The sequence below is a fragment of the Neisseria sp. P0014.S002 genome (assembly GCF_051958295.1).
In the GTDB taxonomy this organism is placed as follows: Bacteria; Pseudomonadota; Gammaproteobacteria; order Burkholderiales; family Neisseriaceae; genus Neisseria; species Neisseria flavescens_B.
Genome location: NZ_JBQCVO010000005.1, coordinates 20,359 through 46,279, shown reverse-complemented (window position 1 = coordinate 46,279; position 25,921 = coordinate 20,359). Strand labels below are relative to the sequence as shown.

The 25,921-nt window shown below is 48.9% G+C and carries 25 protein-coding genes and 1 tRNA gene; 13 read left to right on the top strand and 13 right to left on the bottom strand.

What is annotated here, in order from left to right:
• The first annotated feature begins 106 nt into the window (after window positions 1-106).
• The 3 genes from ACTHSX_RS06470 (at window position 107) to dapC (ending at window position 3,612) form a co-directional block, all read left to right on the top strand.
• Window positions 107-787 carry an OmpA family protein gene (locus ACTHSX_RS06470; protein WP_440377153.1) on the top strand — a complete coding sequence of 227 codons (681 nt, stop codon included), beginning with the start codon at window positions 107-109 and terminating at the stop codon, window positions 785-787.
• 340 nt (window positions 788-1,127) lie between these two features.
• Window positions 1,128-2,300 (top strand): nitronate monooxygenase family protein, encoded by a 1,173-nt coding sequence (locus ACTHSX_RS06465; RefSeq protein WP_315111199.1) that lies wholly within the window; start codon window positions 1,128-1,130, stop codon window positions 2,298-2,300.
• 121 nt (window positions 2,301-2,421) lie between these two features.
• Entirely contained in the window at window positions 2,422-3,612 is a 1,191-nt protein-coding gene (gene dapC, locus ACTHSX_RS06460; RefSeq protein ID WP_440377152.1) for a succinyldiaminopimelate transaminase, read from the top strand.
• Window positions 3,613-3,659: 47 nt separating this feature from the next.
• Here dapC and ACTHSX_RS06455 read toward each other — a convergent pair whose 3' ends face one another.
• The 7 genes from ACTHSX_RS06455 to ACTHSX_RS06425 form a co-directional block, all read right to left on the bottom strand.
• Complete coding sequence (locus ACTHSX_RS06455) at window positions 3,660-3,830, bottom strand: rubredoxin (protein WP_003680460.1); 171 nt, start codon at window positions 3,828-3,830, stop codon at window positions 3,660-3,662.
• Between the two features lie 84 nt (window positions 3,831-3,914).
• Entirely contained in the window at window positions 3,915-5,006 is a 1,092-nt protein-coding gene (locus tag ACTHSX_RS06450; protein WP_440377151.1) for an acyl-CoA dehydrogenase family protein, read from the bottom strand.
• 124 nt (window positions 5,007-5,130) lie between these two features.
• Window positions 5,131-5,679 carry a carboxymuconolactone decarboxylase family protein gene (locus ACTHSX_RS06445; protein WP_070590773.1) on the bottom strand — a complete coding sequence of 183 codons (549 nt, stop codon included), beginning with the start codon at window positions 5,677-5,679 and terminating at the stop codon, window positions 5,131-5,133.
• Window positions 5,680-5,828: 149 nt separating this feature from the next.
• Entirely contained in the window at window positions 5,829-6,251 is a 423-nt protein-coding gene (locus tag ACTHSX_RS06440; RefSeq protein WP_440377150.1) for a YidB family protein, read from the bottom strand.
• A gap of 163 nt (window positions 6,252-6,414) precedes the next feature.
• Window positions 6,415-6,870 (bottom strand): Holliday junction resolvase RuvX, encoded by a 456-nt coding sequence (gene ruvX / locus ACTHSX_RS06435; RefSeq protein ID WP_440377149.1) that lies wholly within the window; start codon window positions 6,868-6,870, stop codon window positions 6,415-6,417.
• The gene (locus ACTHSX_RS06430) at window positions 6,863-7,411 is read right to left on the bottom strand and encodes a YqgE/AlgH family protein (RefSeq protein WP_049322876.1); all 549 of its coding nucleotides are present in this window, start codon (window positions 7,409-7,411) and stop codon (window positions 6,863-6,865) included. Before ACTHSX_RS06430 ends, ruvX begins: the two co-directional genes overlap by 8 nt.
• A gap of 27 nt (window positions 7,412-7,438) precedes the next feature.
• Entirely contained in the window at window positions 7,439-7,984 is a 546-nt protein-coding gene (locus ACTHSX_RS06425) for a CreA family protein (protein ID WP_440377148.1), read from the bottom strand.
• Between the two features lie 174 nt (window positions 7,985-8,158).
• On the opposite strand from ACTHSX_RS06425, the gene ACTHSX_RS06420 reads away from it, so the two are divergent.
• Both ACTHSX_RS06420 and ACTHSX_RS06415 read left to right on the top strand, forming a co-directional pair.
• On the top strand, window positions 8,159-10,033 hold the full coding sequence (locus tag ACTHSX_RS06420; RefSeq protein WP_440377147.1) for a peptidoglycan DD-metalloendopeptidase family protein: 1,875 nt from the start codon (window positions 8,159-8,161) through the stop codon (window positions 10,031-10,033).
• Window positions 10,034-10,249: 216 nt separating this feature from the next.
• Window positions 10,250-11,722 carry a S41 family peptidase gene (locus ACTHSX_RS06415; protein ID WP_440377146.1) on the top strand — a complete coding sequence of 491 codons (1,473 nt, stop codon included), beginning with the start codon at window positions 10,250-10,252 and terminating at the stop codon, window positions 11,720-11,722.
• A gap of 69 nt (window positions 11,723-11,791) precedes the next feature.
• Here ACTHSX_RS06415 and ACTHSX_RS06410 read toward each other — a convergent pair whose 3' ends face one another.
• Genes ACTHSX_RS06410 through ACTHSX_RS06395 form a run of 4 tightly spaced genes read right to left on the bottom strand, consistent with a single transcriptional unit; the run spans window position 11,792 to window position 15,720 of the window.
• Complete coding sequence (locus tag ACTHSX_RS06410; RefSeq protein ID WP_440377145.1) at window positions 11,792-13,282, bottom strand: Z1 domain-containing protein; 1,491 nt, start codon at window positions 13,280-13,282, stop codon at window positions 11,792-11,794.
• Window positions 13,283-14,320 (bottom strand): restriction endonuclease PLD domain-containing protein, encoded by a 1,038-nt coding sequence (locus tag ACTHSX_RS06405; RefSeq protein ID WP_063075382.1) that lies wholly within the window; start codon window positions 14,318-14,320, stop codon window positions 13,283-13,285.
• Entirely contained in the window at window positions 14,317-15,441 is a 1,125-nt protein-coding gene (locus tag ACTHSX_RS06400) for a DNA cytosine methyltransferase (RefSeq protein ID WP_070590764.1), read from the bottom strand. The genes ACTHSX_RS06405 and ACTHSX_RS06400 overlap by 4 nt, the downstream gene beginning before the upstream one ends.
• Window positions 15,442-15,489: 48 nt before the next feature.
• The gene (locus ACTHSX_RS06395; RefSeq protein ID WP_440379658.1) at window positions 15,490-15,720 is read right to left on the bottom strand and encodes a hypothetical protein; all 231 of its coding nucleotides are present in this window, start codon (window positions 15,718-15,720) and stop codon (window positions 15,490-15,492) included.
• A gap of 80 nt (window positions 15,721-15,800) precedes the next feature.
• On the opposite strand from ACTHSX_RS06395, the gene radA reads away from it, so the two are divergent.
• Both radA and ACTHSX_RS06385 read left to right on the top strand, forming a co-directional pair.
• On the top strand, window positions 15,801-17,177 hold the full coding sequence (gene radA / locus ACTHSX_RS06390; RefSeq protein ID WP_440377143.1) for a DNA repair protein RadA: 1,377 nt from the start codon (window positions 15,801-15,803) through the stop codon (window positions 17,175-17,177).
• A 151-nt stretch (window positions 17,178-17,328) separates the two neighbouring features.
• On the top strand, window positions 17,329-18,135 hold the full coding sequence (locus ACTHSX_RS06385; protein ID WP_440377142.1) for a DUF4198 domain-containing protein: 807 nt from the start codon (window positions 17,329-17,331) through the stop codon (window positions 18,133-18,135).
• A 55-nt stretch (window positions 18,136-18,190) separates the two neighbouring features.
• Here ACTHSX_RS06385 and ACTHSX_RS06380 read toward each other — a convergent pair whose 3' ends face one another.
• Together ACTHSX_RS06380 and ACTHSX_RS06375 are read right to left on the bottom strand one after the other, a co-directional pair.
• Window positions 18,191-18,751, bottom strand: coding sequence for a pseudouridine synthase (locus tag ACTHSX_RS06380; protein WP_440377141.1), 561 nt, complete (start codon window positions 18,749-18,751; stop codon window positions 18,191-18,193).
• Window positions 18,752-18,831: 80 nt separating this feature from the next.
• Window positions 18,832-18,924 (bottom strand) — tRNA-Ser (locus ACTHSX_RS06375).
• A gap of 200 nt (window positions 18,925-19,124) precedes the next feature.
• On the opposite strand from ACTHSX_RS06375, the gene ACTHSX_RS06370 reads away from it, so the two are divergent.
• The 6 genes from ACTHSX_RS06370 (at window position 19,125) to ACTHSX_RS06345 (ending at window position 25,914) form a co-directional block, all read left to right on the top strand.
• Window positions 19,125-19,637 (top strand): hypothetical protein, encoded by a 513-nt coding sequence (locus ACTHSX_RS06370; protein ID WP_223168965.1) that lies wholly within the window; start codon window positions 19,125-19,127, stop codon window positions 19,635-19,637.
• A gap of 52 nt (window positions 19,638-19,689) precedes the next feature.
• Window positions 19,690-20,307, top strand: coding sequence for a 4'-phosphopantetheinyl transferase family protein (locus tag ACTHSX_RS06365; protein ID WP_440377140.1), 618 nt, complete (start codon window positions 19,690-19,692; stop codon window positions 20,305-20,307).
• Between the two features lie 93 nt (window positions 20,308-20,400).
• Window positions 20,401-22,719 (top strand): MMPL family transporter, encoded by a 2,319-nt coding sequence (locus tag ACTHSX_RS06360; RefSeq protein WP_440377139.1) that lies wholly within the window; start codon window positions 20,401-20,403, stop codon window positions 22,717-22,719.
• 134 nt (window positions 22,720-22,853) lie between these two features.
• Window positions 22,854-24,092, top strand: coding sequence for an NAD(P)/FAD-dependent oxidoreductase (locus ACTHSX_RS06355; protein ID WP_049351436.1), 1,239 nt, complete (start codon window positions 22,854-22,856; stop codon window positions 24,090-24,092).
• 97 nt (window positions 24,093-24,189) lie between these two features.
• A complete protein-coding gene (locus ACTHSX_RS06350) occupies window positions 24,190-24,708 on the top strand; it encodes a hypothetical protein (RefSeq protein WP_440377138.1) in 519 nt (172 codons plus the stop codon).
• A 3-nt stretch (window positions 24,709-24,711) separates the two neighbouring features.
• On the top strand, window positions 24,712-25,914 hold the full coding sequence (locus ACTHSX_RS06345; RefSeq protein WP_440377137.1) for a beta-ketoacyl-ACP synthase: 1,203 nt from the start codon (window positions 24,712-24,714) through the stop codon (window positions 25,912-25,914).
• Window positions 25,915-25,921: the final 7 nt, after the last annotated feature.

Genomic DNA, 25,921 nt, shown 5'->3' with positions numbered 1-25,921 from the left:
TTCTTTTGCGTTTCGGATATTCGGTATCATTAATTCGTAATGACCCACGCGGTTTTTATTCATTTTTTCAGACGGCCCGAGCCGTCATCTAAAAAGAGGATACGACATGAAATTCTTGAAACCCCTGACCGTTATTGCTACTGCCATTCCTTTGGCACTCACCGGCTGTGTGACCGATCCTGTTACCGGTCAACAATCCGCCAGCAAAACCGCTATGTACGGTTTGGGCGGTGCGGCTGTTTGCGGCATCGTTGGTGCGCTGACCCACGGCGGTAAAGGCGCGCGTAACTCCGCATTGGCTTGTGGTGCAGTAGGTGCCGGTATCGGCGGTTACATGGACTACCAAGAGAAAAAACTGCGTCAAAGCCTGGCCAACACCAACATCGAAGTTGAACGTCAAGGCAACCAAATCAAACTGGTTATGCCTGAAAACGTAACCTTCGCTACCGGCAGCACTGCCCTGAGCGGCCATGCTCAAAGCGCCTTGTCTGCCGCCGCGCAAACTTTGGTTCAATATCCTGACACCACTTTGACCATCAACGGCCACACCGACAATACCGGCAACGATGCCATCAACGAACCATTGTCTCGCAACCGCGCCGAATCTGTTGCCACCTTCCTGCAATCCCGTGGCGTAAGCAGCACCCGTTTGAGCACTTTCGGTTACGGCTCCCGTCAACCAATCGCCTCCAACGCTACTGTTGAAGGCCGTGCACAAAACCGCCGCGTTGAAATCTTGATCAACCCTGACCAACGCGCCATTGACGCCGCTAAAAAACAAATGTAATCCGACATCTGTCTGATTCCCATACTCAAGGCCGTCTGAAATTTCAGACGGCCTTTTTCTTTGTGGATTTTGTTTGCAATTTCTTCTCCGCAACCAAACCTGTCATAAAATTTATTCTTTTATTAACAAGACTTTTCAATTTTTCCTTCAAAAAAACTGTATTAATACTCTAATTTTTACACTAACTTAGAGTATAATTCCTAAAATTTTAAAAACACGCCTCATGCCGTCTGAAAAACGGCGGCGAAAAACACACTTATTTATATACACATCAGTCCGTTATCCAATCCATTTCATAGGATTTCAGACGGCACCATCCAGAATCTATGAAGGAGCATCCATGCAAAACAACTTTGACCCATTGATTATCCGTGGCAAATCACTGATTCCCGTCGTACAAGGCGGTATGGGTGTAGGCGTTTCCGCATCAAAACTCTCCAGCGCGGTTGCGCGCGAAAACGGCGTAGGTACCATCGCCAGCGTCGATTTGCGCCACTTGCACGAAGATTTGCTGGCCGAATCAAAAATCGATTCCAGCGAAGAAAAATACACCCGCCTCAACTGCATCGCGCTTGACCGTGAAATCAAAAAAGCCAAAGCCGATTCAGAAGGCAAAGGCATGATTGCCGTCAACGTCATGAAAGCCGTAAAAGACCATGCCGCCTACGTCCGTCAGGCCTGCGAATCCGGTGCAGACGCGATTGTGATGGGCGCAGGTTTGCCTTTAGATCTGCCGGAAATGGCAGAGGGCTACCACAAAGATGTCGCCCTCTTCCCTATCTTGTCTGAATCACGCGGTATCAACATTGTTTTGAAACGTTGGATGAAAAAAGGCATCTTGCCCGATGCCATCGTTATCGAACACCCTGCCCACGCAGCCGGCCACTTGGGTGCAGCAACCGTTGACGGCGTGAACGATGCCAAATTTGAGTTCAAACGCGTTATTGAAGAAACGTTTGAAGTATTCAAAAACTTGGGCTTGGAAAGCGAAAAAATCCCGTTGGTACTCGCCGGCGGTATGGCAAACTTTGAAAAAGTCAAAACAGCCTTGAAAAACTGGGGCGCGTCCGCCGTTCAAATCGGTACCGCATTTGCCGTGACCGAAGAAGGCGATGCCCACATCAACTTCAAGAAAACGCTGGCCGGTGCGGAAACCGAAAAAGTGGTTGAATTCATGTCTGTTGCCGGTTTGCCTGCTCGCGGTGTGCGCACCAAATTCCTCGACAGCTACATCAAACGCGAAGCCAAATTGCAAGCCAATGCCAAAAATGATCCGCGCCGTTGCACCCAAGGCCTGAACTGCCTGACCAGTTGCGGCTTGCGCGATGGTTTGGCCAAAGCCGGCCAATTCTGTATCGACATCCAACTTTCCGCAGCATTCCGCGGCGAAGTCGACAAAGGCCTGTTTTTCCGCGGTAAAGACCCGCTGCCATTTGGCAACGCCATCCGTACGGTTCAAGAAACCATTCATTATCTCTTGAACGGTTCACTGCCCGTCGTCCCTGCCAAATAAACGCATCAATATTCAAAAGGCCGTCTGAAAAACATTTAAACCCTGTTTTCAGACGGCCTTTTTGTCCCAATCCATCTAAAAAATGCTAAGATTGTTGCCTTAATTTATCGGCAGAAACATCATGAACCCATTATTGAACCATCTCAAACCCTATCCTTTCGCCCGCCTGCGTGAAGCCATGCAAGGCATTGATGCACCCGAAGGCGTAACGCCCACTCATCTGCAAATCGGCGAGCCGAAACACCCGACGCCCAAAGTCATCACCGACGCGCTGACCGCCTCCCTGCACGAACTGGAAAAATATCCGCTGACCGCAGGCCTGCCCGAACTGCGCCAAGCCTGTGCCGAATGGGTTGCCCGCCGTTATGATGGTTTGAGCCTCAATCCCGACAATGAAATCCTGCCAGTATTGGGCAGCCGGGAAGCTTTGTTCTCTTTTATCCAAACCGTTTTAAATCCGGCTTCAGACGGCCCCAAACCGGTCGTTATCAGCCCTAATCCTTTCTATCAAATTTACGAAGGCGCGACTATTTTGGGCGGCGGCGAAATCCATTTTGCCAACTGTCCTGCGCCCAGCTTCAATCCTGATTGGAGCAGCCTGCCCGAAGACGTATGGCAACGCACCAAAGTCCTGATCGTCTGCTCGCCCAACAATCCGAGTGGCAGCGTCCTGCAATTGGAAGACTGGAAAGAAATTTTTGATTTGCAAGACAAATACGGCTTCGTTATTGCCTCTGACGAATGCTATTCCGAAATCTATTTTGACGGCAACAAACCAATCGGCGGCCTGCAGGCTGCGGCGCAATTAGGACGCGGCACGCGTAACATTATTATGTTTACCAGCCTGTCCAAACGCTCCAACGTCCCCGGTTTGCGTTCGGGCTTTGTCGCAGGCGATGCCGAGTTGCTCAAAAACTTCCTGCTCTACCGCACCTATCATGGCAGCGCGATGAGCATTCCCGTCCAACGCGCCAGCATTGCCGCTTGGAACGATGAAGAACACGTCATTGACAACCGCCGCCTCTACCAAGAAAAATTCGACCGCGTCATCCCTATTTTGCAACAGGCATTCGATGTCAAACTTCCTGACGCGTCGTTCTACATTTGGCTGAAAGTTCCCGATGGCGACGACTTGGCATTCACGCGCAACCTGTGGCAGAAAGCCGCTATCCAAGTGTTGCCCGGCCGCTTCCTCGCCCGCGATACCGAACAAGGCAATCCGGGCGAAGGCTACGTCCGCATCGCTTTGGTTGCCGATGTGGAAAGCTGCGTCAAAGCGGCTGAAACCATGGTTGCTTTATACCGCCGATAAAACAAAGGCCGTCTGAAATTTCAGACGGCCTTTTTAAATTGACCAAGTTATATCACGAAATCCAACAGATAAAAATCTTCTTTACCTACGCCGCACTCAGGACATTTCCAGTCGTCGGGAATATCCTCAAACTTGGTTCCGGCAGGCAGGCCGTGTTCGGGGTCGCCGAGGTCTTCGTCGTAAATCCAGCCGCAAGGGCCGCACATATATTGAGCCATTTTGTGTTCCTTCTATTTTAAAAGGCCGTCTGAAACCGTATTTTCAGACGGCCTTTTGTGTGTTTTATTGTTGATATTTTGAATTTATTGCGCTGCTTCCAAAGCGGCGATTTCTTTACGCAGGTGCTTGATGGCCGGTGTTACGATGGCGACGAACATGGCCTCGCGGACGCGGCGTTGCGCCGGACTGCGCATCAGATAACCTTTCGCCCCTGCATGCAATGCGGCAGATTGAGTGGCGTTCAGAGCCAACACGGCAGCGGCTTCACGCAGTTTCAAGGTTGCCAGCGTGTCAGGTTTGTTGTTCCACGCATCATCGGCGAGGCGTTCGGTTTCCGCCCATGCGTCGTCCAACGCGGCTTTCAAATCATCGTAGCTGTGGTCGAGGTAAGCGTTCACTTCCGCGTTCACTACATTGGCCATACGGATAATGCCGAGCGCACCGTCAATCACACCGGCGCCGATACCTATTTGCAGCAAGATGAAACCGGCTTTAATGGTCGGAATATAAGACTGGAATTGCTCAGGCGCAGCAATCACATCTTCATCGGGAATAAACACGTCTTTAAAATTCAGGCTGTAAGTGCGCGTGCCTTCCAAACCGCAAAACTCAGGGCAATCTTGCAGGGTCACGCCTTCCCATTGGCCGCCGGTGATAAACATCACATAGCTGTCGCCGACTTGGGCGGTATTCGCCCAAATATGGTCTTCGCCGATATTGGATACCCAAGGCAAAGCGCCATTGACTTTGTAGCCGCCCTCGACGCGCTCGGCTTGCAGGTTGTGTTTTTCAATGCCGGCAAGGTGTTTGACGGTATTGGACATGCCCGTACCGGCCAAAACTTTACCCTGCAGAATATCGGCAAAATATTTGTCTTTAACTGCTTGATTAGGCGATTGGTGCAGATACCACGCGCAAGCCGCCTGACACCATGCGCTGAACGAAGTGGCGCCGCATTCTTTACCGATTTCGCGCAATACAACGATTTGCGTTGCCAAACCCAAACCGTTACCGCCTTCTTCAACCGTACCGGTCGCGGCAAAACCGCCGATTTTGCCCAATTCCAGCATAAATTCTTTCGGATACAGGCCTTTGCGGTCGATGTCGTCCACCAATGGTTTCAGCTTGCTTTTAACGAGTGCGGCAACATTGTTCAATAAAGCTTCGCGTGTCATGATTTTTCCTCTGAATAAGGTTTGAAGCGTAGATGGTTCTACTCATAAATTATTCTTGGCAACAAGGATATCCCTTGCTTTTTACTAAAAGGCCGTCTGAATTTTCAGACGGCCTTTGATGAAATTAGGCAAATGCCTGCAATTCAGGATTGATTTCAGTTTTGGCAAGGTTGTTGACGTAGTTGCACAAGGTTGCCAAAGCAACGCCCATGACGACTTCAACGGCTTGCTGTTGGTTGTAGCCTGCATCAAAGAAAGCTTTCAGCTCGTCGTCTGATACCGCGCCTTTTTTCGCCATAACGGCTTGGGTGAATGTCGCCAAAGCACCCAGTTTGGCATCGTCAAACTCGCCTGCAGCCAATGCGCGTGCGGCTTTGATGGATTGTTCGGACAGCAGTTTTTTCAGAGTAGCCAGTTTAGTGTGGCCGGCAACGCAGAAACCGCATTCGTTGGTACGGGCGGCGATGATTTGGACAACTTCAACTTCGCCGTCAGTCAGGCTGTTGGCCGCATTCAGCTTGCCAACTTCTTGATAAAACGCCAAAGCTTCAGGCGCATTGGCCAAAACGCCGATCAGGTTAGGAATAAAGCCGTTGTTTTTCAATACGGCTTCAACGCGTGGTTTAGCAGCTTCAGGAGCGGTTTCAACTGTGTGTATGGTCAAGCGGGACATGTGTATAACCTTCTTATTTGGTGAAATGAAGTGTCCATCATAAGCCATCCGCCCCCATCAGAAAAAGACTTATTGGTTATTTACCGTGAACCAAAAGTTATAAGGCCGTCTGAACGGATTCAGACGGCCTTATCAAATAATTTAACTCATTATTTCATAAAGTTTTTCAGCAGTATAGAAGCGATGTCGTCCAAGCCGAAGCCATCCGCATCTTGAGCCGTGCCGTTAGGCGTGGCTTTATCGACCAAGTCTGGCAACACTTTTGCCAACAAATCGCCTGCTTGACCAGCATCCACGCCGAATTTTTGCGCGATTTGGTTTACCGTATCGCTGCCCAACGCATTTTGCAGGTCGCTGCCGGACACAGGCAGGTTGCTGGATTGGTTGGAAACCCAGCTGCTCAGTGCATCGCCCAAACCTCCTTGTTGCAGTTGGTTGATCAGGTTACCCACGCCGCCTTGCTGTTTCACCAAATCCATCGCCATATCGGTCAGAGAACCTTGTGCGCCGTTTTCGCTGCTGCCACCCAACATTTGAGTAGCCGCATTCAAAAGATTGTCCATGAGTGCCATGACTTTTTCCTTGTATTTGTGTCTAAAAAAAGAAAACGGAGTGTAGCAAAACTTGAACTGAAAAAATCAGGCTTAACCAAACTAAACTTCTTTTATCCCAAAGCCGTAACAAAACAAAGGCCGTCTGAAACCCAGTTTCAGACGGCCTTTATAATGAATAAAGCTATTCTTCGCGGCCATTGAAATACTCGGCCGCACCACCTTCAAAAAACCCTTGCAAAATTGCCTGCGCCGCTACTTGGTCAAGTACGGATTTTTGTTTTCGACCAAATACTTGGGCTTCTGCAAGCAAGCTTTCCGCGTATAGGGAAGACATCCTTTCGTCCACCCAATAAACCGGCAAGTTAAAACGTCCGTGCAAACGGCGGCCAAACTTGCGGCTCAAACGGGTCAACTCATGCTCCGTCCCGTCGGTATGCGTCGGCAGACCGACCACAAAATACTTGGGTTGCCATTCTTTGACCAGCTTGGCAATGGCCTCGAATTTTTCATCATTGCTGTTGCCGGTTAACGTTGCCAACGGATGGGTCATGCCCAACTCGGCATCCCCCTGCGCCACGCCGATACGCGCCTCGCCGAAGTCAAAGGCCAAAACCGTGCCTTTTGGTGCATCAGGCATGGCCGACTCCCGAAACCAAGGCGTTCGGATTGACGCCCAATTTTTCAAAAGCGGCGGCATAACGGAGTTCGTAAGGCACATCAAACAGAATATGCTCGTCCGCGGGAACGGTCAGCCAAACATTTTCTGCCAGCTCGCGTTCCAACTGCCCTTTGCCCCATTTCGAATAACCAATGCTGATCAAAGCCTTATCAACCGCACCTTCTTTAGACAAGTTTTCAATCACATCGCGCGAAGAAGTCAGCGCGACGTTATCGGTAACCACCATGCTGTTTTGCCAGCGGCCGATCGGCGTATGCACGACATAGCCGCGCTCAATCTGAACCGGCCCGCCCATCATCACGTTTTCATGTTGCAGGCGCAACGGGATATTACGGTCGGCGGCGGCGAAAATCATGTCCATGGTAATCGGCGAAGGCTTGTTGATGATGATGCCCAGCGCACCTTCTTCATCGTGTTCGCACACATAAATGACCGTATCCGTAAAAAACGGATCGTCCATATGAGGCATGGCAATCAGGAAATGGTTGGCTAAATTCATATTCTTTTAATCTATAAGCTGATTTTATTATTTTTGTCCCTCGGCAACCGGCGCATCCACCACGCACGCACCGTAAACCGCGCCGCCTGCCGGTACAGGCGTATCGGTTTTCGCATGGGCAAAACACGATACCGCGCTCAAAGAGTTTTTCGGCGAGCCTTGAACGATTTTATCGCTGTACACCAAATAAGCGAAAGACTTACGTTTCGGATCGTAGTAGCGGATAATCTGCTGGCTCTTAAATGCTATGCTGGCACTGCGTTTGAACACTTGTCGCGGTTTCAAAACCGCAGACTCGTTATAACGGATGACTTCCGCACTTTGCACGCAGGAAACCGATGCGTCGCTGGCATCTTCTTCCAGATTGACCGTTTCTTTCAAACCGCCTTTTTTCGCGTACGAAATATAACAGGCCACCCCCTGCACATCAGGATCGTCAAAACCTTCCACTTCAATACGGTCGTTTTTACCCAGCATATGAAACACTGTACTGGCGCGCCCGATTTTATCGGTATTGTCACCACAAGCCGCCAAAACCATGGCACCCAACACTACTAATAAATATTTTTTCATAATATCCTGTCGATGCAGACTGTCAGTTTCCAGGCAGACTTAAATCCCGTCCGCCTACTCTATCGTTACTATATAAGACCGTTCGTCCATATTGCAACCCGATATTATTTTCAGACGGCCTTACAGACAGTATAATCCGTCCTATTGTTCCTACTTTGATAGCAAGATCGAACCATGCGTTACAAACCCCTCATTCTCGCCCTGTTGCTCAGTTTCTCCCTACCAACCTATGCTGCCAAAGACGCGCCGAAAGAAAAAGCGGCCGCCGTCAAAAAAGCTGCGCCCGTAAAAAAAGAGAAAGAAGCCGCTAAGGCAGATGTAAAAAAAGAAACCTCAAAAAAACAAGCAGCAAAAGAAAAAGAGGAAGACAAAAAAGCGGTTAAAGCCAAAGCCTCCAAAGAGAAGGAAACCGCCGACAAAAACGAACACGCTTCAGCCAAAAACAAAACGGCTAAAGCCGCCGAAGCAGCTGCCGACAATAAAAAGGCCGACCGTAAAGCCGAAGAGCCTAAAGAAACAGCAAAAGACAAAAAAGCCACAGCCGCAAAATCCGGCAAAGCCAAAGAACAAGACAAGAAACCTGTTGAAGATAAAAAAGACAGTAAAGCCAAAGAGCCTGCTAAGAAAGTGGCTGAAGATAAAAAAGACGGCAAAAAAACCAAAGAGCCCGTAAAAAAAGCAGCCGAAGACAAAAAGGCCGACGCTAAAGAAGCCAAAGAGACTGCGAACAAAGCTGTTGAAGACAAAAAAGACACTAAAAAAGACACAAAAGCCAAAGAGCAAAACAAAAAAGCCGAGCCTAAAGTTGAGCCGAAAGCCGCTTCTTCAGCCGAAAACGATTTCAAAGCAGCCGTAACTGCCGCCGCCAACGATATGGAAACCAAGAAATCCTTTGCCAAACGCAACGAGGGTTTCATTGTCCATGTCAATGCCACGCTCAAACAGCTGCAACAAACACGCAACAACCTCTCCGGCATCAACCGCAAACAACGCGACGCATGGGAAAAATTCCAAAAGCTCAATGCCGATGCCAACCAGTTAAAAGCCGAAGTTTCCAACACGCGCGCCCAAATTTCGCGTTTTGTTTCCGGCAACTATAAAAACAGCCAGCCCAACGCGGTCGCCCTCTTCCTGAAAAACGCCGATGCCGGTCAAAAAACCCGCTTCCTGCGTTACACGCGTTATATCAACAACGCCAACGACCAAGTCATGAGAGACTTGGAAAAACAACAGAAAGAGCTGGCAGCGCAAGAGCAAAAAATCAACAATGAATTGGCTTACCTGAAAAAACTGCAAGCCAATATCCAAGCTTCATTGCGCCAACAAGGCGTAACCAATACCACCGAACAAGCCGAAAGCCGCCGTCAAAACGCGCAAATGGCCAAAGAAGCGCAAAAGAAAATCAACCACAGAGAAAACGAGCAACGCCTCAACAATCTCTTGAAAGATTTGGAAAAACGCAAAGCCGAGCAACGCAAAGCCGAAGCCGAAGCGCGTAAAAAAGCCGCCGAAATCCGCTTGGCCGCCGCTGAAAAAGCCCGCAAAGAGCAGGCTGCCGCCCAACAAAAAGCTGAAGCAGAACGCGCCGCCATGTCCACGCTGACTGACGAAGACATGAAACTGCAAGCCCCCAACACCCAAGGCTTTACCGTCAGCAACGCCAACAGCTTCAGCCGTATGCAAGGCCGTCTGAAAAAACCGGTTAACGGCACACTGGCAGGCCTGTTCGGTCAAGACCGTGGCGATGGTGAAGTTTGGAAAGGCGTGTTCTACAATACCGTTCCTGCTCCGGTCAGCAGCATTGCCTCAGGCACGGTTACTTTTGCCGGCGAACTTGAAGGCTACGGCAAAGTAGTCGTCCTCGACCACGGCGACGGCTATGTCAGCATTTACTCCGGTCTGAACGAAATCGACACCGCCCAAAACTACGCCGTCAATGCCGGCAGCAAAATTGGCACCAGCGGCACTTTGCCGTCGGGCGAAACCGGCCTTTACCTTGAAGTCCGCTACAACGGACAAGTCATGAATCCGCTTTCATGGATTAACTGATGTTTCAGACGGCCTGGGTGGGCTTTTCCCCTTCAGGCCGTCTGAATTTTCATCATAAACTACAATAAAACACGATTTTCACGCCTGTTCAGCACATTAAACAACAAACTTTTACCTTAAACTTATTGTTTCAAGCGTTTAAATCACATAAAGTCAACGGGTTCAGAGAAAACAAAAACCACTTTGCTTACCGTGCACAAAAAGAAAGTCAAACGAATGTCAACAAAATCCACTTTGAAAAAAGTTGCAATCTACACTCTCGGCGCATTTAGCGGCATCGCCCTCAGTCTGAGTGTACAAAGTTTTGCCGCCGAAAAAGATAAAAAAGACAACGAGGCCCTGCCCGTGCAAACCATCCGCACCATGGCAGAAGTGTACGGCCAAATCAAAGCCAACTATTACCAAGACAAACCCGACGCCGAGCTCTTTGAAGGCGCAATGAAAGGCATGGTGTCCGATCTCGATCCTCATTCCGAGTATATGGACAAAAAAGGCTATGCCGAAATGAAAGAATCCACCAGCGGCGAATTCGGCGGTCTGGGCATGGAAATCGGACAAGAAGACGGCTTCGTCAAAGTCGTTGCCCCGATTGAAGATACTCCGGCAGAACGCGCCGGCGTGAAAAGCGGCGACTTCATCGTCAAAATCGACAATACCTCTACCCGCGGCCTGACCGTCAGCGAAGCCGTCAAAAAAATGCGCGGCAAACCGGGTACCAAAATCACCCTGACCCTTTCACGCAAAAATGCCGACAAACCCATCGTCATCAACCTGACCCGCGCCATCATCAAAGTCAAAAGCGTGCGCCATCACCTGCTTGAAAAAGACTACGGCTACATCCGCGTCTCCCAATTCCAAGAGCGCACCGTTGCCGCACTCAACGAAGCCGCACAAGCCCTCGTCAAAGAAAACAAAGGTCCGCTCAAAGGCATCATCCTCGACTTACGCGACGACCCGGGCGGCCTGCTCAACGGCGCAGTCGGCGTATCCGCCGCCTTCTTACAACCTGACGTAACCGTTGTCAGCACCAAAGGCCGCAACAAAAAAGAAGGCATGGTACTCAAAGCAACTGCCGAAGACTACATCACCACCAGCGGCAAAGACCCATTGGCCGGATTGCCTGCCGAGCTGAAAACCATTCCGATGACCGTCCTGATTAATGCAGGCTCGGCCTCCGCTTCCGAAATCGTTGCCGGCGCATTGCAAGACCACAAACGCGCCGTCGTCGTCGGCACACAAAGTTTCGGCAAAGGCTCAGTGCAAACCCTGATTCCGCTTTCCGGCGGCAGCGCAGTCAAACTGACCACAGCCCTTTACTACACGCCAAACGACCGATCGATTCAAGCGCAAGGCATTGTTCCTGACGTTGAAGTCAAAGACAAAGACCGAGCCTTTGAAAGCCGCGAAGCCGATTTAGTCGGCCATATCGGCAATCCGTTGGGCGGCCAAGACGTCAACAGCAGCACTGAAACGCCTGCCAACGCAGAAACCAAAGCCGATAAAGACAAGTCTAAAAAAGACAAAGACGAAGACATCTCCAGCCGCCGCATTCCAAATCCGGCCAAAGACGATCAACTCCGTAAAGCCTTGGACTTGGTGAAAAATCCAGCCGAATGGCAAAAATCTTTGGGCTTGGCAGCGAAAAAACCTGCACCGAAAAAAGATGCGGATAAAGACAGCAAAAAATAAACCTGTTATTTCTCAATAAAAAAGGTCGTCTGAAAACGATATGATTATTTTCAGACGACCTTTTTTATGTTATTTCACCCCCCAATACACCAGTCCCTTATATGGCAACTTAATATTAGGTAACCAAAAATCTTCTCCCTGCCAACCTTTGTCTTTATTTCCTACTACTTGATAAAGTGTAAGAAATAAATCATTGGGATATTTTTCTCCTAATTTACGGTCGTCTTCCGAAAGCATTGTGCCAGTTGCTCGAGAAAGTTTACGTCCTGTTTTGATCAAAACGTAAGTTTTAAAACTTGGACGTTGTACCTTTAATGCTTCTACACCAGCAATAAATTTTTCCTTATTCCAGTCATCTGGGACATAATGACCCAATTTATCTAGAACCAAGAATAAATCTTCTATATCCATTTGATATAAATCAGATTGAATTTCATCTTTCAAAATAGAAGGCAAAATCTTGTTAATCTCCGACAAATTATCCTCGTTTGGGTGAAGTGGAAAATAATTCACACCACCCACAATTTGATTGATACTGTCGAATTTCAATACATTTTTTCGAGTCGGATTGATATTTTCCGGATAAATAACCTGAATATTGCCGTCTGAATTTTTTGCCTGCTCAATAATCAGATTATTTGCTTGATTGAGTTGTACAAAGAAGTAATAGACATCAAACGGAATATAAAGCCGTAATAATGATTTATCACGGTCATATCCAAAAATACGCGAATGTTGCCAGAAAGTATCTGCATTCGGTTTTTTGGCAGTGCGACTATAATAAACCGTTTGTAATTTCGGAATAGTTAAGCCTCGTCCAATCACATTCCCACCAATAATAATGTTAAAGCCTCTTTCTAAATCAAAATCTGATTCTGTCTGCGAGTTAACGACGAGAATATAAATTTGCTTATTTTCTAAAAGTTCTATTAGTTTTTCATAAATTTCCTCAAAATGATGAATATCAGGCTTGGTCTGAGGTGTGGCGGTCAACTGAATAAATAGGCTTTGACAACAGGAATTCTTAATGTCATTTAGCAGTTTATTGATAGTACTGACATCTTTATCCGGCTTATCAGCATTAGTATTTAGGCTGGCCGCATCGGCTTCATCGTCCACAATAACCAAAGGATAGCCTTTCAGGCTACTTTGACTGGCAAACAAATTACGCCAACGTTTCAATACACGGGCATTCTTTTTAATCACAACCAAGATGGGATTATTTGCCTTCATTACCTGCATAAAACTTCGGTCATCGTTTTCAGACAACACAATAAAATTTTTCAGATTAGCTTCGGCGCGCTTGACTGTCTGTTCCTGTAAATCTACGCTGTCAGTAGTAAGATACAAAAAAACTTTGTGGTCGCCATCATCAGCCAGCGCACTTAATACACCCAAAACCTGTGCCGTTTTGCCACTTTGAACATTGCCCAGCAATAAAACATTTTGAGCGATTTTCGGTTCAGTTTGTGATAATTTCCCCATAAAACCATCAACGGTATTTTTAACAGAATCAGCTAATTCAGGCGGGGTCAATTGATTCAAGTAGGTTTGCAACATTTAGTTTTTCCCCTTAAATGAGAGCAGCCAAACATCAGGATTGTCGGTTGAACGGAACTCAAAATGATCGTTACCGTATTGGCGTAAGGTTTCATGCGTAATCTTCTCGTTATTTTGCAGACAACCACGATTTTCCAAACGACCTTTAATCCATTTGCCAAGTGTTTTCAAATCATTTTCTGAGCGGAAATTTTTGGAATAATCTCCCGATGTCTTACATTGAAATTGCCAACCATCATCAGTAATAACTGTAAAAGACTTCAGAATCGGATAACCTTCTTGTGAAGTGATGTCTTTGGATACAATCAACTCTACTTCATACCAGGGTCGTGGTTTGACAAACCCCCGTTTATCTCGTCGACCTTCTCCAAAAAATACATTCAAATTACTTTTTTCTTCGGTTTTAGCCGGAATTGAGAAATGATATTCTGACTTTTGGGCAAATAGTTGCCGAATCTTTTCTGGTACAATTTTCTGTACCCCCAAACAATTTTCTAAATGACTGTTATGTTCAATAAATGTACTCGGCCTCTCAACTTCTTGGATATTTTTGCCTAGCTTATGAATGGTATTTTGAATATCTGCCTGCAACATCTGTGCAACCTTACCATCCAAATGTAACATGGTTTCATAAGTACGTTCCGTACTATCCCAAAAACACGTTAAGTTAGCAGAACCAATTAACCCATTGATTTGTTGATGATTTTTAAAGGAATACATTTTTCCGTGAAATTTCACAAAAGGAGAAATATAGACAGCTCCTCTTTTCTCATGTTGCAAAAAATCATTTAGTTTACATAAGCTGTCATATTGCAAATGGCTAAAACCTTCCAAATAATGCATTCCAACCAATAAATCTATTTTTTGAATGTGATCATTTAGCTCCAAAATTTTATGTAGCTCAACCACTGCATCATTAGATACATAACCTGTTACCATCAAAACTTCATCCGCTGATTTAAATAAATCCATCCAAACTGTATTAAGCGATTTTTCAGTAATTTTGGCATTGGCGATATTGGAAAAAACTGTATTCATTGTTTTCCCCCTCGAATTTTGCTCAGTCGGTCATGAAATAAAACATCCTTCTCTGCTTTCAATTTCTTATGTAAATCTACTTTTTTATAGTTGCCTGAAAAAATTGGTAAGATAGCCTTTGCTAGCTCAACTACACCTTGAGGAGGAACAGCATTACCAATCTGGCGACGTACTTCAGTTGTTGATCCGACAAACTCAAAATCATCAGGAAAACTTTGAAGCCTTGCTCGTTCTCTATTAGTAAAAGCACGCGGTTCAGGGAAGTGATAGCCCCAAGTACCACCGCCACCTGCTGCAATAATTGTTTTTGATGGCTCGTTCCGATGCATACGACGATAAACGTGGCTAATCATACCTTTCACATATAAAGGATGATCTTTAGGAATATCAGTAAAATTTCCACCTTCAGGAATTAATTCCAACATACGGCGTGTTTTATCACTAATTTTTAGTAATTCATTATTACTAACATTTTGTGGAATATTAGATATCGCCTGACCAGCAGTTACATATGGTTTTAAGCCATTTTCGCCAGTTTCATTGTGTGTCGGTTTTGGATGATGAAAATCAAATCCTGTATCCAAACGTACTCCGACAATCAGCACACGTTCACGAAATTGAGGTACGCCAAATTCAGCAAAGTTATACAGCTTTGCCTGAACGTAATAACCGCAATTTTCAAAGTCGGTAATAATTTGCTGGATGGCTTTTTTCTTGTTAGCAGTCAACAAACCTTTCACATTCTCAGCAACAAAAACTTTCGGTTTTTTTGCATTTACAAAACGTAAAAAGCTTTTATAAAGATTGCCGCGTTCACCCTCTAAGCCCGGCTGTTTCCAAATCATGGAAAAATCTTGACAAGGGAACCCGCCTAAAATGATGTCGCAATCGGGAATAGTTGGATCATTCGGATCAATTTGTTCAATATCACCTTCTACGATGACATCGCCGATATTTTTACGGAAACTTTCGCAAGCCCAATGGGAAAAATCGTTCGCCCAAACAGTTTCATAACCAGCTTGGTGAAAACCCAAATCTAAACCTCCACATCCTGAAAATAGAGATAGAATTCTGGGTTTATTGTCAGATGAATTAAAATTTGAGATTTTTTTAGATAACATAGGATTTCACTCCTATGCATAGATTTGATAAAAACCCTTGAAGGGATTTCAATAGAGAACTAGGCAAGGCAAGGCAAGGCAAGGCAAGGCAAGGCAAGGCAAGGCAAGGCAAGGCAAGGCAAGGCAAGGCAAGGCAAGAAGCTTACCATCGTTATTTTGAAATAAAATCATTTTTCTAAAACTTCCATGTAAATTTTTCCTATTATGCCGCAAAAAAACAGCAAATGCCGCTGCATTAAACAAGTGATGAATACTTGAAATTATAAATAAAGTATTCATAATCCCAAGGTCGTCTGAAAACGATATGATTGTTTTCAGACGACCTTTTCACACATCAAATATTCCACAGGGAAAACACCATGGCAAAAGCCCCCAAAACCATCTACCAATGTTCCGAATGCGGCGGTACTTCCCCGAAATGGCAGGGCAAATGCCCGCATTGCGGCGAGTGGAACACGCTTCAGGAAAGCCTGGCTGCGCCCGAGCCGAAAAACGCCCGCTTTCAATCTTGGGCGGCGGACACCTCGACCGTCCAATCCCTCTCCGCCGTTACCGCTACCGAAGTGCCGCGCAATCCGACCGGCATGGGCGAGCTTGACCGCGTATTGGGCGGCGGTTTGGTCGATGGCGCGGTTATCCTGCTCGGCGGTGATCCCGGCATCGGCAAATCCACGCTGCTGTTGCAAACCATCGCCAAAATGGCGCAAAGCCGTAAAGTGCTGTACATTTCCGGTGAAGAATCCGCCCAACAAGTCGCCCTGCGCGCACAACGTTTGGAACTGCCCACCGAAGGCGTGAACCTGCTTGCCGAAATCCGCATGGAAGCCATTCAGACGGCCTTGAAACAGCATCAGCCCGAAGTTGTCGTCATCGACTCCATCCAAACCATGTATTCCGACCAAATCACTTCCGCACCCGGCTCCGTGTCACAGGTGCGCGAATGTGCCGCCCAACTAACTCGAATGGCGAAACAGATGGGCATCGCCATGATACTGGTCGGACACGTTACCAAAGACGGCGCGATTGCCGGCCCGCGCGTGCTGGAACACATGGTCGATACCGTGCTGTATTTCGAGGGCGACCAGCATTCCAACTACCGCATGATACGCGCCATTAAAAACCGCTTCGGTGCGGCAAACGAACTGGGCGTATTCGCCATGACCGAAAACGGTTTAAAAGGCGTATCCAACCCGTCCGCCATCTTCCTCGCCAGCTACCGCGATGACACGCCCGGCTCGTGCGTTTTGGTCACTCAGGAAGGCAGCCGCCCGCTTCTCGTCGAAATTCAGGCATTGGTCGATGACGCGCACGGCTTTACCCCCAAACGCCTCACCGTCGGCCTCGAACAAAACCGCCTCGCCATGCTGCTCGCCGTCCTCAACCGTCACGGCGGCATCGCCTGCTTCGACCAAGATGTGTTCCTCAACGCCGTCGGCGGCGTCAAAATCGGCGAGCCCGCCGCCGACCTTGCCGTCATCCTCGCCATGCTCTCCAGTTTCCGCAACCGCCCCATGCCCGAAAAAACCGTTGTATTCGGCGAAATCGGCTTAAGCGGTGAAGTTCGCCCCGTTGCACGCGGACAAGAGCGGCTTAAAGAAGCGGAAAAACTCGGCTTCAAACGCGCTATCGTCCCCAAAGCCAATATGCCGCGCAATGCCAAAGAGTTTCCAAACCTGAAAATCTACGGCGTCAGCAGTTTGCAGGAAGCGATTGACGTCTGTCGTGACGGGGACTAAACCGTTTTGATAATCCGATTCAAAAAACAATCAGCTAAAAGGCCGTCTGAAAGTTTTCAGACAGCCTCTCTTTAAATTTAAATAATTTTGTTATATTATAACGAACGACTTTATTCTATCTTTTCTACACATCGAAAATCGGAGAGAAATCATGAAAAAAACCGCTTTGCTTATCGCATCTGCCTTCCTGTTCAGCACTGCCGCACACGCCCACCGCGTTTGGGTTGAAACCGCCCACACACATGGCGGCGAATACCTTGAAGCCGAATTGGGCTATGGTGAATTCCCGGAGCTCGAGCCCATCGCCAAAGACCGCCTGCACATTTTCAGCAAACCCATGCAACTGGTGACTGAGAAAGGCAAAGAAAACATGATTCAAAAAGGTACATACAATTACCAATACCGCAGCAAACTACCGGTCAAAGACGGCAGCTACTTGGTAACCGCCGAATACCAACCGACTTTCTGGTCAAAAAACAGCGCGGGCTGGAAGCAGGCAAGCATCAAAGAAATGCCTGATGCAAACTATTGCGAGCAAACCCGTATGTTCGGTAAAAACATCGTCAATGTCGGCCACGAAAGCGCAGATACTGCCATCATCACCAAGCAAGTCGGCCAACATTTAGAAATCGTACCTTTGGACAACCCTGCCAACGTCCACGTCGGCGAACGCTTCAAAGTCCGCGTCCTCTTCAATGGCGAGCCGCTACCCAACGCTACCGTTACCGCTACATTTGACGGCTTCGACACCAGCGACCGCAGCAAAACCCATAAAACCGAAGCCCAAGCCTTCTCCGATACCACCGATGACAAAGGCGAAGTCAGCATCATTCCATTGCGCCAAGGTTTCTGGAAAGCCAGCGTAGAATACAAAGCCGATTTCCCCGATCAAAGCGTGTGCCAAAAACAGGCGAACTACACCACTTTGACTTTCCAAATCGGTCATTCACATCATTGATTTTTCCATAACAAAAGGCCGTCTGAATAGTTCAGACGGCCTTTATTCATCCTATTTAAGGACGATGCGGCGCAAACCGCCATTGTCCCAATTCCAAATTCAAATCAAACAGATTCAGACGGCCTATTGCCACGCGGACTAAGCGTAAACACGGAAAGCCTGCTTTCGCCGTCATCCTTCGCACTTGGCGGTTTTTCCCTTCCGAAATTTTGATTTCCACCCAAAAATCAGGCACGGATTTGCGCACGCGAATCGGCGGCACGCGCGGCCATAAAACATCCGCTTCGCCTTCTTCCAATACCCTGACCTCAGCCGGACGAGTGACAAAATCGCCCAAATCTACGCCACGGCGCAACAAATCCAATTTGGCTTCATCAAGAGAACCCTCCACCTGCGCCCAATAAGTTTTGACCTGCTTGAATTTCGGGTCAGCAATCTGCGCCTGCAAACGGCCATTATTGGTCAGCAGCAGCAAACCCTCGCTGTCCGTATCCAAACGTCCGGCCGGATAAAATCCCGGTTTCTCGACAAAATCCTTAAGGCACGGATGTTTTTCATGTGCAGAAAACTGGCAAATCACGCCATAAGGCTTGTTTAGGATAATCAAATCGTTCATTTCACACTTTCAGACGGCCTGAGATTCCAAGCAATCCCGGATAATAAAAAAGACACCGTATAAACGGTGTCTTTCATATTTGGCGGAGTAAGAGGGATTCGAACCCTCGATGCAGGTTGACCCCACATGCTTCCTTAGCAGGGAAGTGCCTTCAGCCTCTCAGCCATTACTCCTAAGGAAGACCGCAATATACGCCCTCTGTCCTCCTTCGTCAAGCATTACCGCCCCAAACTTTCTTAACACCATGAAATCATTTAAATAAAAATATAATATTTTTTGCATCATCCTATTTTTATACGGCTTTCATATATGTTAAAATGATTTTGTTTTCTGTAAACCTTTTTTCACACCCCTTAATTATAAAGGAGTCCGTATGTTACGTTTTTCTGCTTTGGTTGCCGTATCCGCCCTGATGCTTGCCGCTTGCTCACAATCCGGCAATTCCCAACCATCTACTTCCTCCTCTCAAACTTCTACTCAAAAAACAACTGCCGCCGGTTCTGCCTGCCGCAGCATGGGTGAAGGACATAAAGTCAATGGCAAAGGTCAAAACGATATTTATATGTGTAAAGTCGATGTGGCTTTGAACTCTGCCGAAGCCAAATCCGCTTTGGATCCTAGCATCCGCGTTCACTACGGCAGCACATCCGGCGCGACTTTGACTTCCCGTCAAATCTCCAACTCAGTTGGCAAAACCCCTGATGAAACCTGCCAACGCGCGTTCTTGAGCGCAGTTAAACGCTTCCAAAGCACTGCGCATCGCAAAAAAGCCAAATCCGTTCATCTGGTTAGCTACTTTGACAAAGTAACCAAAGGCGGTAACGAGTACGAATGCCACATCGCTACATTCAACAGCCGTGTGGTTTTGAAAGGCAGCTTCCACTAAGCAATGTCAAAAATGCCGGACTTCAAGATGAAGTTTGGCATTTTTCTATTTTATGGATACGACAACCCTTCACTACCTGCTGGCCGATCCGTCTTTTGCCGCCTGCTACGACCATGCCTCCCTAAACGCAGCCGATTCCCAACGTTTGGCTGCCACGCCGCAACTGGCGCAGCGTCAAGACTGGCAAGTCAGCCGAGCATTAAAACAGCAAACCGATTTACCGACTGTATCGCTGAGCCACAGCCAAGGCTTTGCCGCTTTATTGTGTGCGCCTCATCCCTTAACAGCCGGTGTCGATATCGAATGTATCCGCCCGCGTGATTTCAAAGCGCTGTCGGCTTTGGTCTGCACGCAGGAAGAGCAAGACTATTTGGAAACGGCAAACTGGCCGTCTGAAACGTTTTACCGATTGTGGTGTTTCAAAGAAGCCTTGATTAAAGCGGCGAATTTGGATTTCCCGTCAGACATGAAATCAGTCGGCTATGTTTTCGATTCAGGACACCCCGTTGGTTTACGCGCTGGAAAACAAACCGATTGGCACGGCACAAGCGCGATTTTGGCGGATACGATGGCACTTGCCTGCGTTTGGAAGGGAAAAGCCGTCGCCCTGCAATGGCAGTTTTTCGGTTCGCTCAAGCCCAATGATTTAACCGACCGACAAACCATCTAATAACTGACAAAATAATAATAATCTGATTTAATTTACTGTACTTTTACTGATTCCACACACCAACAGCAGCATTTGCAAAAGGCCGTCTGAACGATGAATCTTCGCCTCCTAAACCGCCTCTATACTGCCCTTATCCTGTTTCTTGCCCTGTTTTTGGTTTATGCCTTTGCTTCACAAGCGCGCATCCAAACCGATTTGACTGCGTTGTTACCAAGCGAGCAGCAACCCGATGCCTTACTGACGGCCGCGGATAAAGCCGCAGAAGCGCAGCTCAATTCGCAAGTCATTTTGCTTGCCGGCAGTACCGATGCCGAAACCGCTTTTCAGACGGCCTCTCAAATTGCCGACGCATGGCGCAAAAGCGGCGTATTTGAACAAGTCGACAGCAGCATGACGCCAAATTTGGACAAGGTGCGGGCGGATATGCAGAAACTGGGCTTGGCCGTTTTGCCGCAAGACGAAATCCGCCTGCTGTTTGAGCAGCCGCAAGCCTATTTTCAAGCGCGCGCAGAAGCCGCGGCCAATCCGTTTGCCGCCCCCTCGCCTTTGTCTTTAGAACAAGACTGGCTGGGCTTTGGACGCTTTGTTGCCGACAAAGCCAATCCGCAAAGCCGTTTGCAGTGGGACATGGACAACGGCATGCTGTTTGCCGAAGACCAAGGCAAAACTTGGGTATTTTTGCGCGGACGGCTCGCCGGCGGCGATCAATTTTCCGGCAACGATGCCCTCTTGCCGCTGATGGCGCAAAGCCGTCAAATCGCTTCGGAAAACGGCGCAGAAACCTTAAGCGCAGGCGGTGCATTGTTCGCCGCCGTATCCAAAGCAGCCGCAGAAAAAGAAAGTCGGCTGATGAGCATGGTCGGGCTTGGACTGACCTTTGCGCTGCTGTTGTGGGTCTTCCGCAGCGGCCGCGTATTTTTGCTGTTCTTGCCGCTGGCAGCCGGTATGTTGACCGGATTGGCAGTTGCATTATTAACCTTCGGCGAAGTGCATATCCTGACCATCGTCATCGGCACCAGCTTGGTGGGCATGTTGGTGGATTTCCCGTTGCACTGGCTTGCGCCGTCGGTATTCGGGCCGTCTGAAAAGACTGTTTGGCAGGCCGAATCGGCAATGAAACATGTCTTGCCGAGTTTTGCCGTCAGCCTGGCGATTACCGTCTTGGGCTATGCGCTGCTGTGGTTCACCCCTTTGCCTGTATTGCGCCAAACCGCGGTATTTTCAGGCTTCGCTTTATTTGGTGCGTTTGGTGCCACCGTTTTATGGCTGCCGCCGCTGTTTCGCTGCTACCGTGCCAAAACCGTGCCTTTTGCCGCATTAACTGAAAAGCTCTATTCCTTGTCAGGCCATCTGAAAAACCGCCTGCACAAACGCGGCTGGTTAATCGTAGGCAGAATTTTGCTGGCAGTCGGACTGTGGCGCAGCGACTGGCGTGACGACATCCGCCAATGGGTCAATATGCCGACCGCGATGTTGACCGAAGTACAACAAATCGGCCAGTTGAGCGGCACGGATTTTGGCGGCAAATATTTGGTGGCCGAAGCACAAAGCGAAGATGCCTTGTTGAAGAAAACCGCCGAACTCGGCCGCGCCCTGCAGCCCTTAATCGCGCAAGGCAAACTGTCCGGCATCCAATCGCCCGACCAATTCATCCTACCGACAACGGAGCAGCAAAAACTGCAAAACCGCCTGCGCGAATTGACTAAGTTGCCTGATAGCTGGAAACCGCTTACTGAAATCGGTATTCCGCGCAAAACCGTGCGCGATGCTCTGCTACAAGCTGCCGATACGCAACCATTATCGCTTTCAGACGGCCTAAATACCGATTTGGCAGAAGCTTGGCGTTCCTTGTATTTGGGTGAAGTGGAACCAGGCCGTTTTGCTGCCGTCGTTCGTTTGAACGGCATGACCGATGAAGCCGCCGTACGCGCCGTAGCTCAACACGTCTCCGGCGTACACTGGGCAGACAAACGCGCCCACTTAAACGAGCTGTTCCACCACACGCGCAATCAGGCCGCATGGTTGAAACTGGCTTCCTATGCGTTGGCATGGTTGCTCTTGTGGAAAATGTTCGGTTTCAAACGCGGCAGCAAAATCCTTGCCGTGCCGCTGGCCGCCGCCATCTGCACCGTTGCCGTACTCGGTTTGGCCGGCATTCCCGTCAGTCTGTTTGCCATGTTCGGCCTGCTTTTAGTGTCTGCCATCGGTGTGGACTATGCCGTCTATGCCGCCACCGCACACCACAGCGCGCCGGCAAAATTAGGCGGTATGCTGCTTGCCGCCGCGACGACAGCTATTTCCTTTGCCCTGCTCGCCATCAGCAGCACGCCCGCCGTTGCCGCGTTCGGTATGACGGTTACCATCGGCGTGGCATTCAATATTTGGCTGGCAGGCACATTGTTGAAAAATTAGACAAAAGATGAAGACGATTGAAATTGAAGCGATATTTTGTTTCAACTTCTATCGCCAAGTCGCAAAAGGCCGTCTGAAAAATTTCAGGCGATGGATTAAACATTATTTATCATTAAAATCAAAGGTATTTTCAAATGTCCGTAGAATTTGACGTTGCCGTTATCGGCGCAGGTCCTTCAGGTTCGGTTGCTTCTGCTTTGCTGAACAAACAAGGCTTTAAAGTTTGCGTATTGGAAAAACAACATTTCCCGCGCTTTGTCATCGGCGAAAGCTTGTTGCCGCATTGCATGGAAATGTTGGAAGAGGCCGGTTTTGCCGACGCAGTGCATGCAGAGCCCAGCTTTCAATTTAAGGACGGTGCTGCGTTTTCATGGGGCAGCCGTTACACAGATTTCAACTTTACTGAAAAATTTTCAGACGGCCCCGGCACCATTTATCAAGTGCGCCGCGGCATCTTCGACAAAATCCTGATTGATGAAGCGGCAAAACAAGGCGTCGATGTCCGCTTCGGACACGGCGTAACCGCGTTTGACAACAGCGGCGATGTGGCACGTTTGAGCGTTGCGACCGATACAGGCGAAAACTATGAACTGACTGCCAAATTTGTTTTGGATGCCAGCGGTTACGGCCGCGTCCTGCCCCGACTTTTGGACTTGGAAAGCCCGTCCGAGCTGCCTCCGCGCCAAGCCCACTTCACGCATATCGACGACAACATCACCAGCCCGAAATTCGACCGCAACAAAATCCTGATCAACACGCATCCTGAACATCGCGATGTCTGGATTTGGCTGATTCCTTTCGGCGACAACCGCTGCTCCATCGGCGTTGTCGGCACGCCCGATAAACTGGCAGGCGAATCAGAAGCCGTGTTGAAAAAATTTGTGTACGAATGCCCGATGCTGGCGGAAATTTTGGATAAAGCCGTTTGGGAAAACGACTTCCCGTTCCGCTCTATCCAAGGCTACTCCGCCAACGTGAAAACCTTATACGGCAAACACTTCGCTCTTTTAGGCAACGCCGCCGAATTCCTCGACCCCGTTTTCTCCTCCGGCGTGACCATTGCCCTGCACTCTGCCAAACTGGCTGCCGATTTACTGGGCAAACAGCTCAAAGGCGAAGCGGCCGATTGGCAAACCGAATTTGCCGACCAGCTGATGATCGGCGTGAACGCGTTCCGCACTTATGTAACCGGCTGGTACGATTTCCGCTTCCAAAACGCCATCTACGCGCCTAATCGCAGCCCTGAAATCAGCCGCATGATTTCGTCTATTTTGGCAGGCTACGCTTGGGATACGAACAATCCATTCGTGGAAAAATCCGAGCAACGCTTGTCCACACTTGCCGCATTGGTAGGCGATTTGAAGGTAGAATAAGGATGAATGCCTTTCAGACGGCCTAGACTGAAAACGGAACAGGCCGTCTGAAACTTCATCCACACCATTAAATATTTTGACCGATAGATAAAACCTTATGCGATTTATCCCTTTGCTTGCCGCACTGCTGCTTTCCGCATGCGCAACCTCGCTCCCCCAACCGCAAACGCTGCCGCCACTTTCCAAAGAAGGCCAATGGTTCAAACTCGAGCAGACCAATGCGGCGGGGCAAACCGTTCAAACCAATCTCTTGGCAGTCGAGCCTCATTCAGACGGCATCCGCTTTGTCCAAACCGATGCACTGGGTGCGCCGGTATCGCGTCAATCGGTCAGCACCAAAGGTTGGAAAAATGACGGCTTTGTGATGCCCAATGCCAGTTCGCGCCGATTATTTGCCGCCCTATTACCGCTTTTGGCCGCCGAACACGCCGCCACACTTTACCCTGAAGCCCGCCAACAAAACGCCTCCCATCAAGGCTTCTGTCCAGACGGCAAAGGCGCGGTATTCAGCTACCGCGAGCGTGATTTGTGGTGTGTCGCCCACCATTCCGAACAATTCCTTATCGGCTTCCCCGACCAAACTTTCTGGACGGTCAGCCCGATTGCAGAAGACTAATTCATGAATACTCCTGTTTATCTCAGCCGTCCGGCACTGACCAGCGCATTGGGCAGCGGCTTGCAAGTTCATGCCGATGCCTTACTCACGCCGTCTCAAAACACGCCCCTGACTTTTTCAGACCAATGGGTAAAAGGCAAAACGCATGCTTTCGGTGCAGTCAAAGAAACCCTGATGCCTCTGCCCGACAGCATTCCCGAAGCGCATCGCAGCCGCAACAACCAGCTTATCCTGCACGCACTTTCGCAAATAGACGGACTGATTCAGACGGCCATTGCCCGTTACGGCAAAGAAAGGGTCGCTGTCGTTACCGGTACGTCCACCAGTGGCGCAGACGAAAATATCCCCTTGTTCCAACACGTTGTCCAAGGCGGTGAATGGATGGATGTTCCGTTCAAACAGCTGCAACACACCATGGCTTCGCCCTCCGAATTTATCGCCCAAGTTTACGGTTTGGACGGCTTGCGCTATACCGTCTCCACCGCCTGCACTTCCGGCGCACGCGCCCTCATCAGCGCAGCCCGACTGCTTCGCGCCGGATTGTGTGATGCTGTGATTTGCGGCGGCGCGGATACGCTTTCTCCGCTGACGATTAATGGTTTTGCCTCTTTGGAAGTGCTTTCAGATGGCATCGCCAAGCCCTTTTCCGCCAACCGCAACGGCATCAATATCGGCGAAGCGGCCGCATTTTTCGTAATGACGCGCGATGCAGATTTTGACGGCGAAATGCAGTTGCTGGGCTACGGCGCAAGCAGCGATGCCTACCATATGTCTTCGCCCCGCCCTGATGGTTTGGGCGCAGCCCAATCTTTTCAGGCCGCATTGGATAAAGCCGGTTTGAAAGCGGAAGACATCGGCTGGATCAATCTGCACGGCACCGGCACGCAGCACAACGACAGCATGGAAAGCCGAGCCGTTGCCGAAGTATTTGGCAGCCATACCCTTTGCACGTCAACCAAGCCGTCCACCGGTCATACCTTGGGTGCAGCAGGTGCGATTGAAGCCGCGTTTGCTTGGTTGATGGCCAACCGCCAATACAATCCGGAAGGCAAACTGCCGCCGCAACAATGGGACAAAGCACCCGATTCCGAGCTGCCCAACATCGCTTTGACCGATGAAAACAGCCGCTGGCCGTCTGAAAAACGCATTGCCGCCAGCTCGTCATTTGCCTTCGGCGGCAGCAATGCCGTTTTGATTATCGGATAAGTCCTTA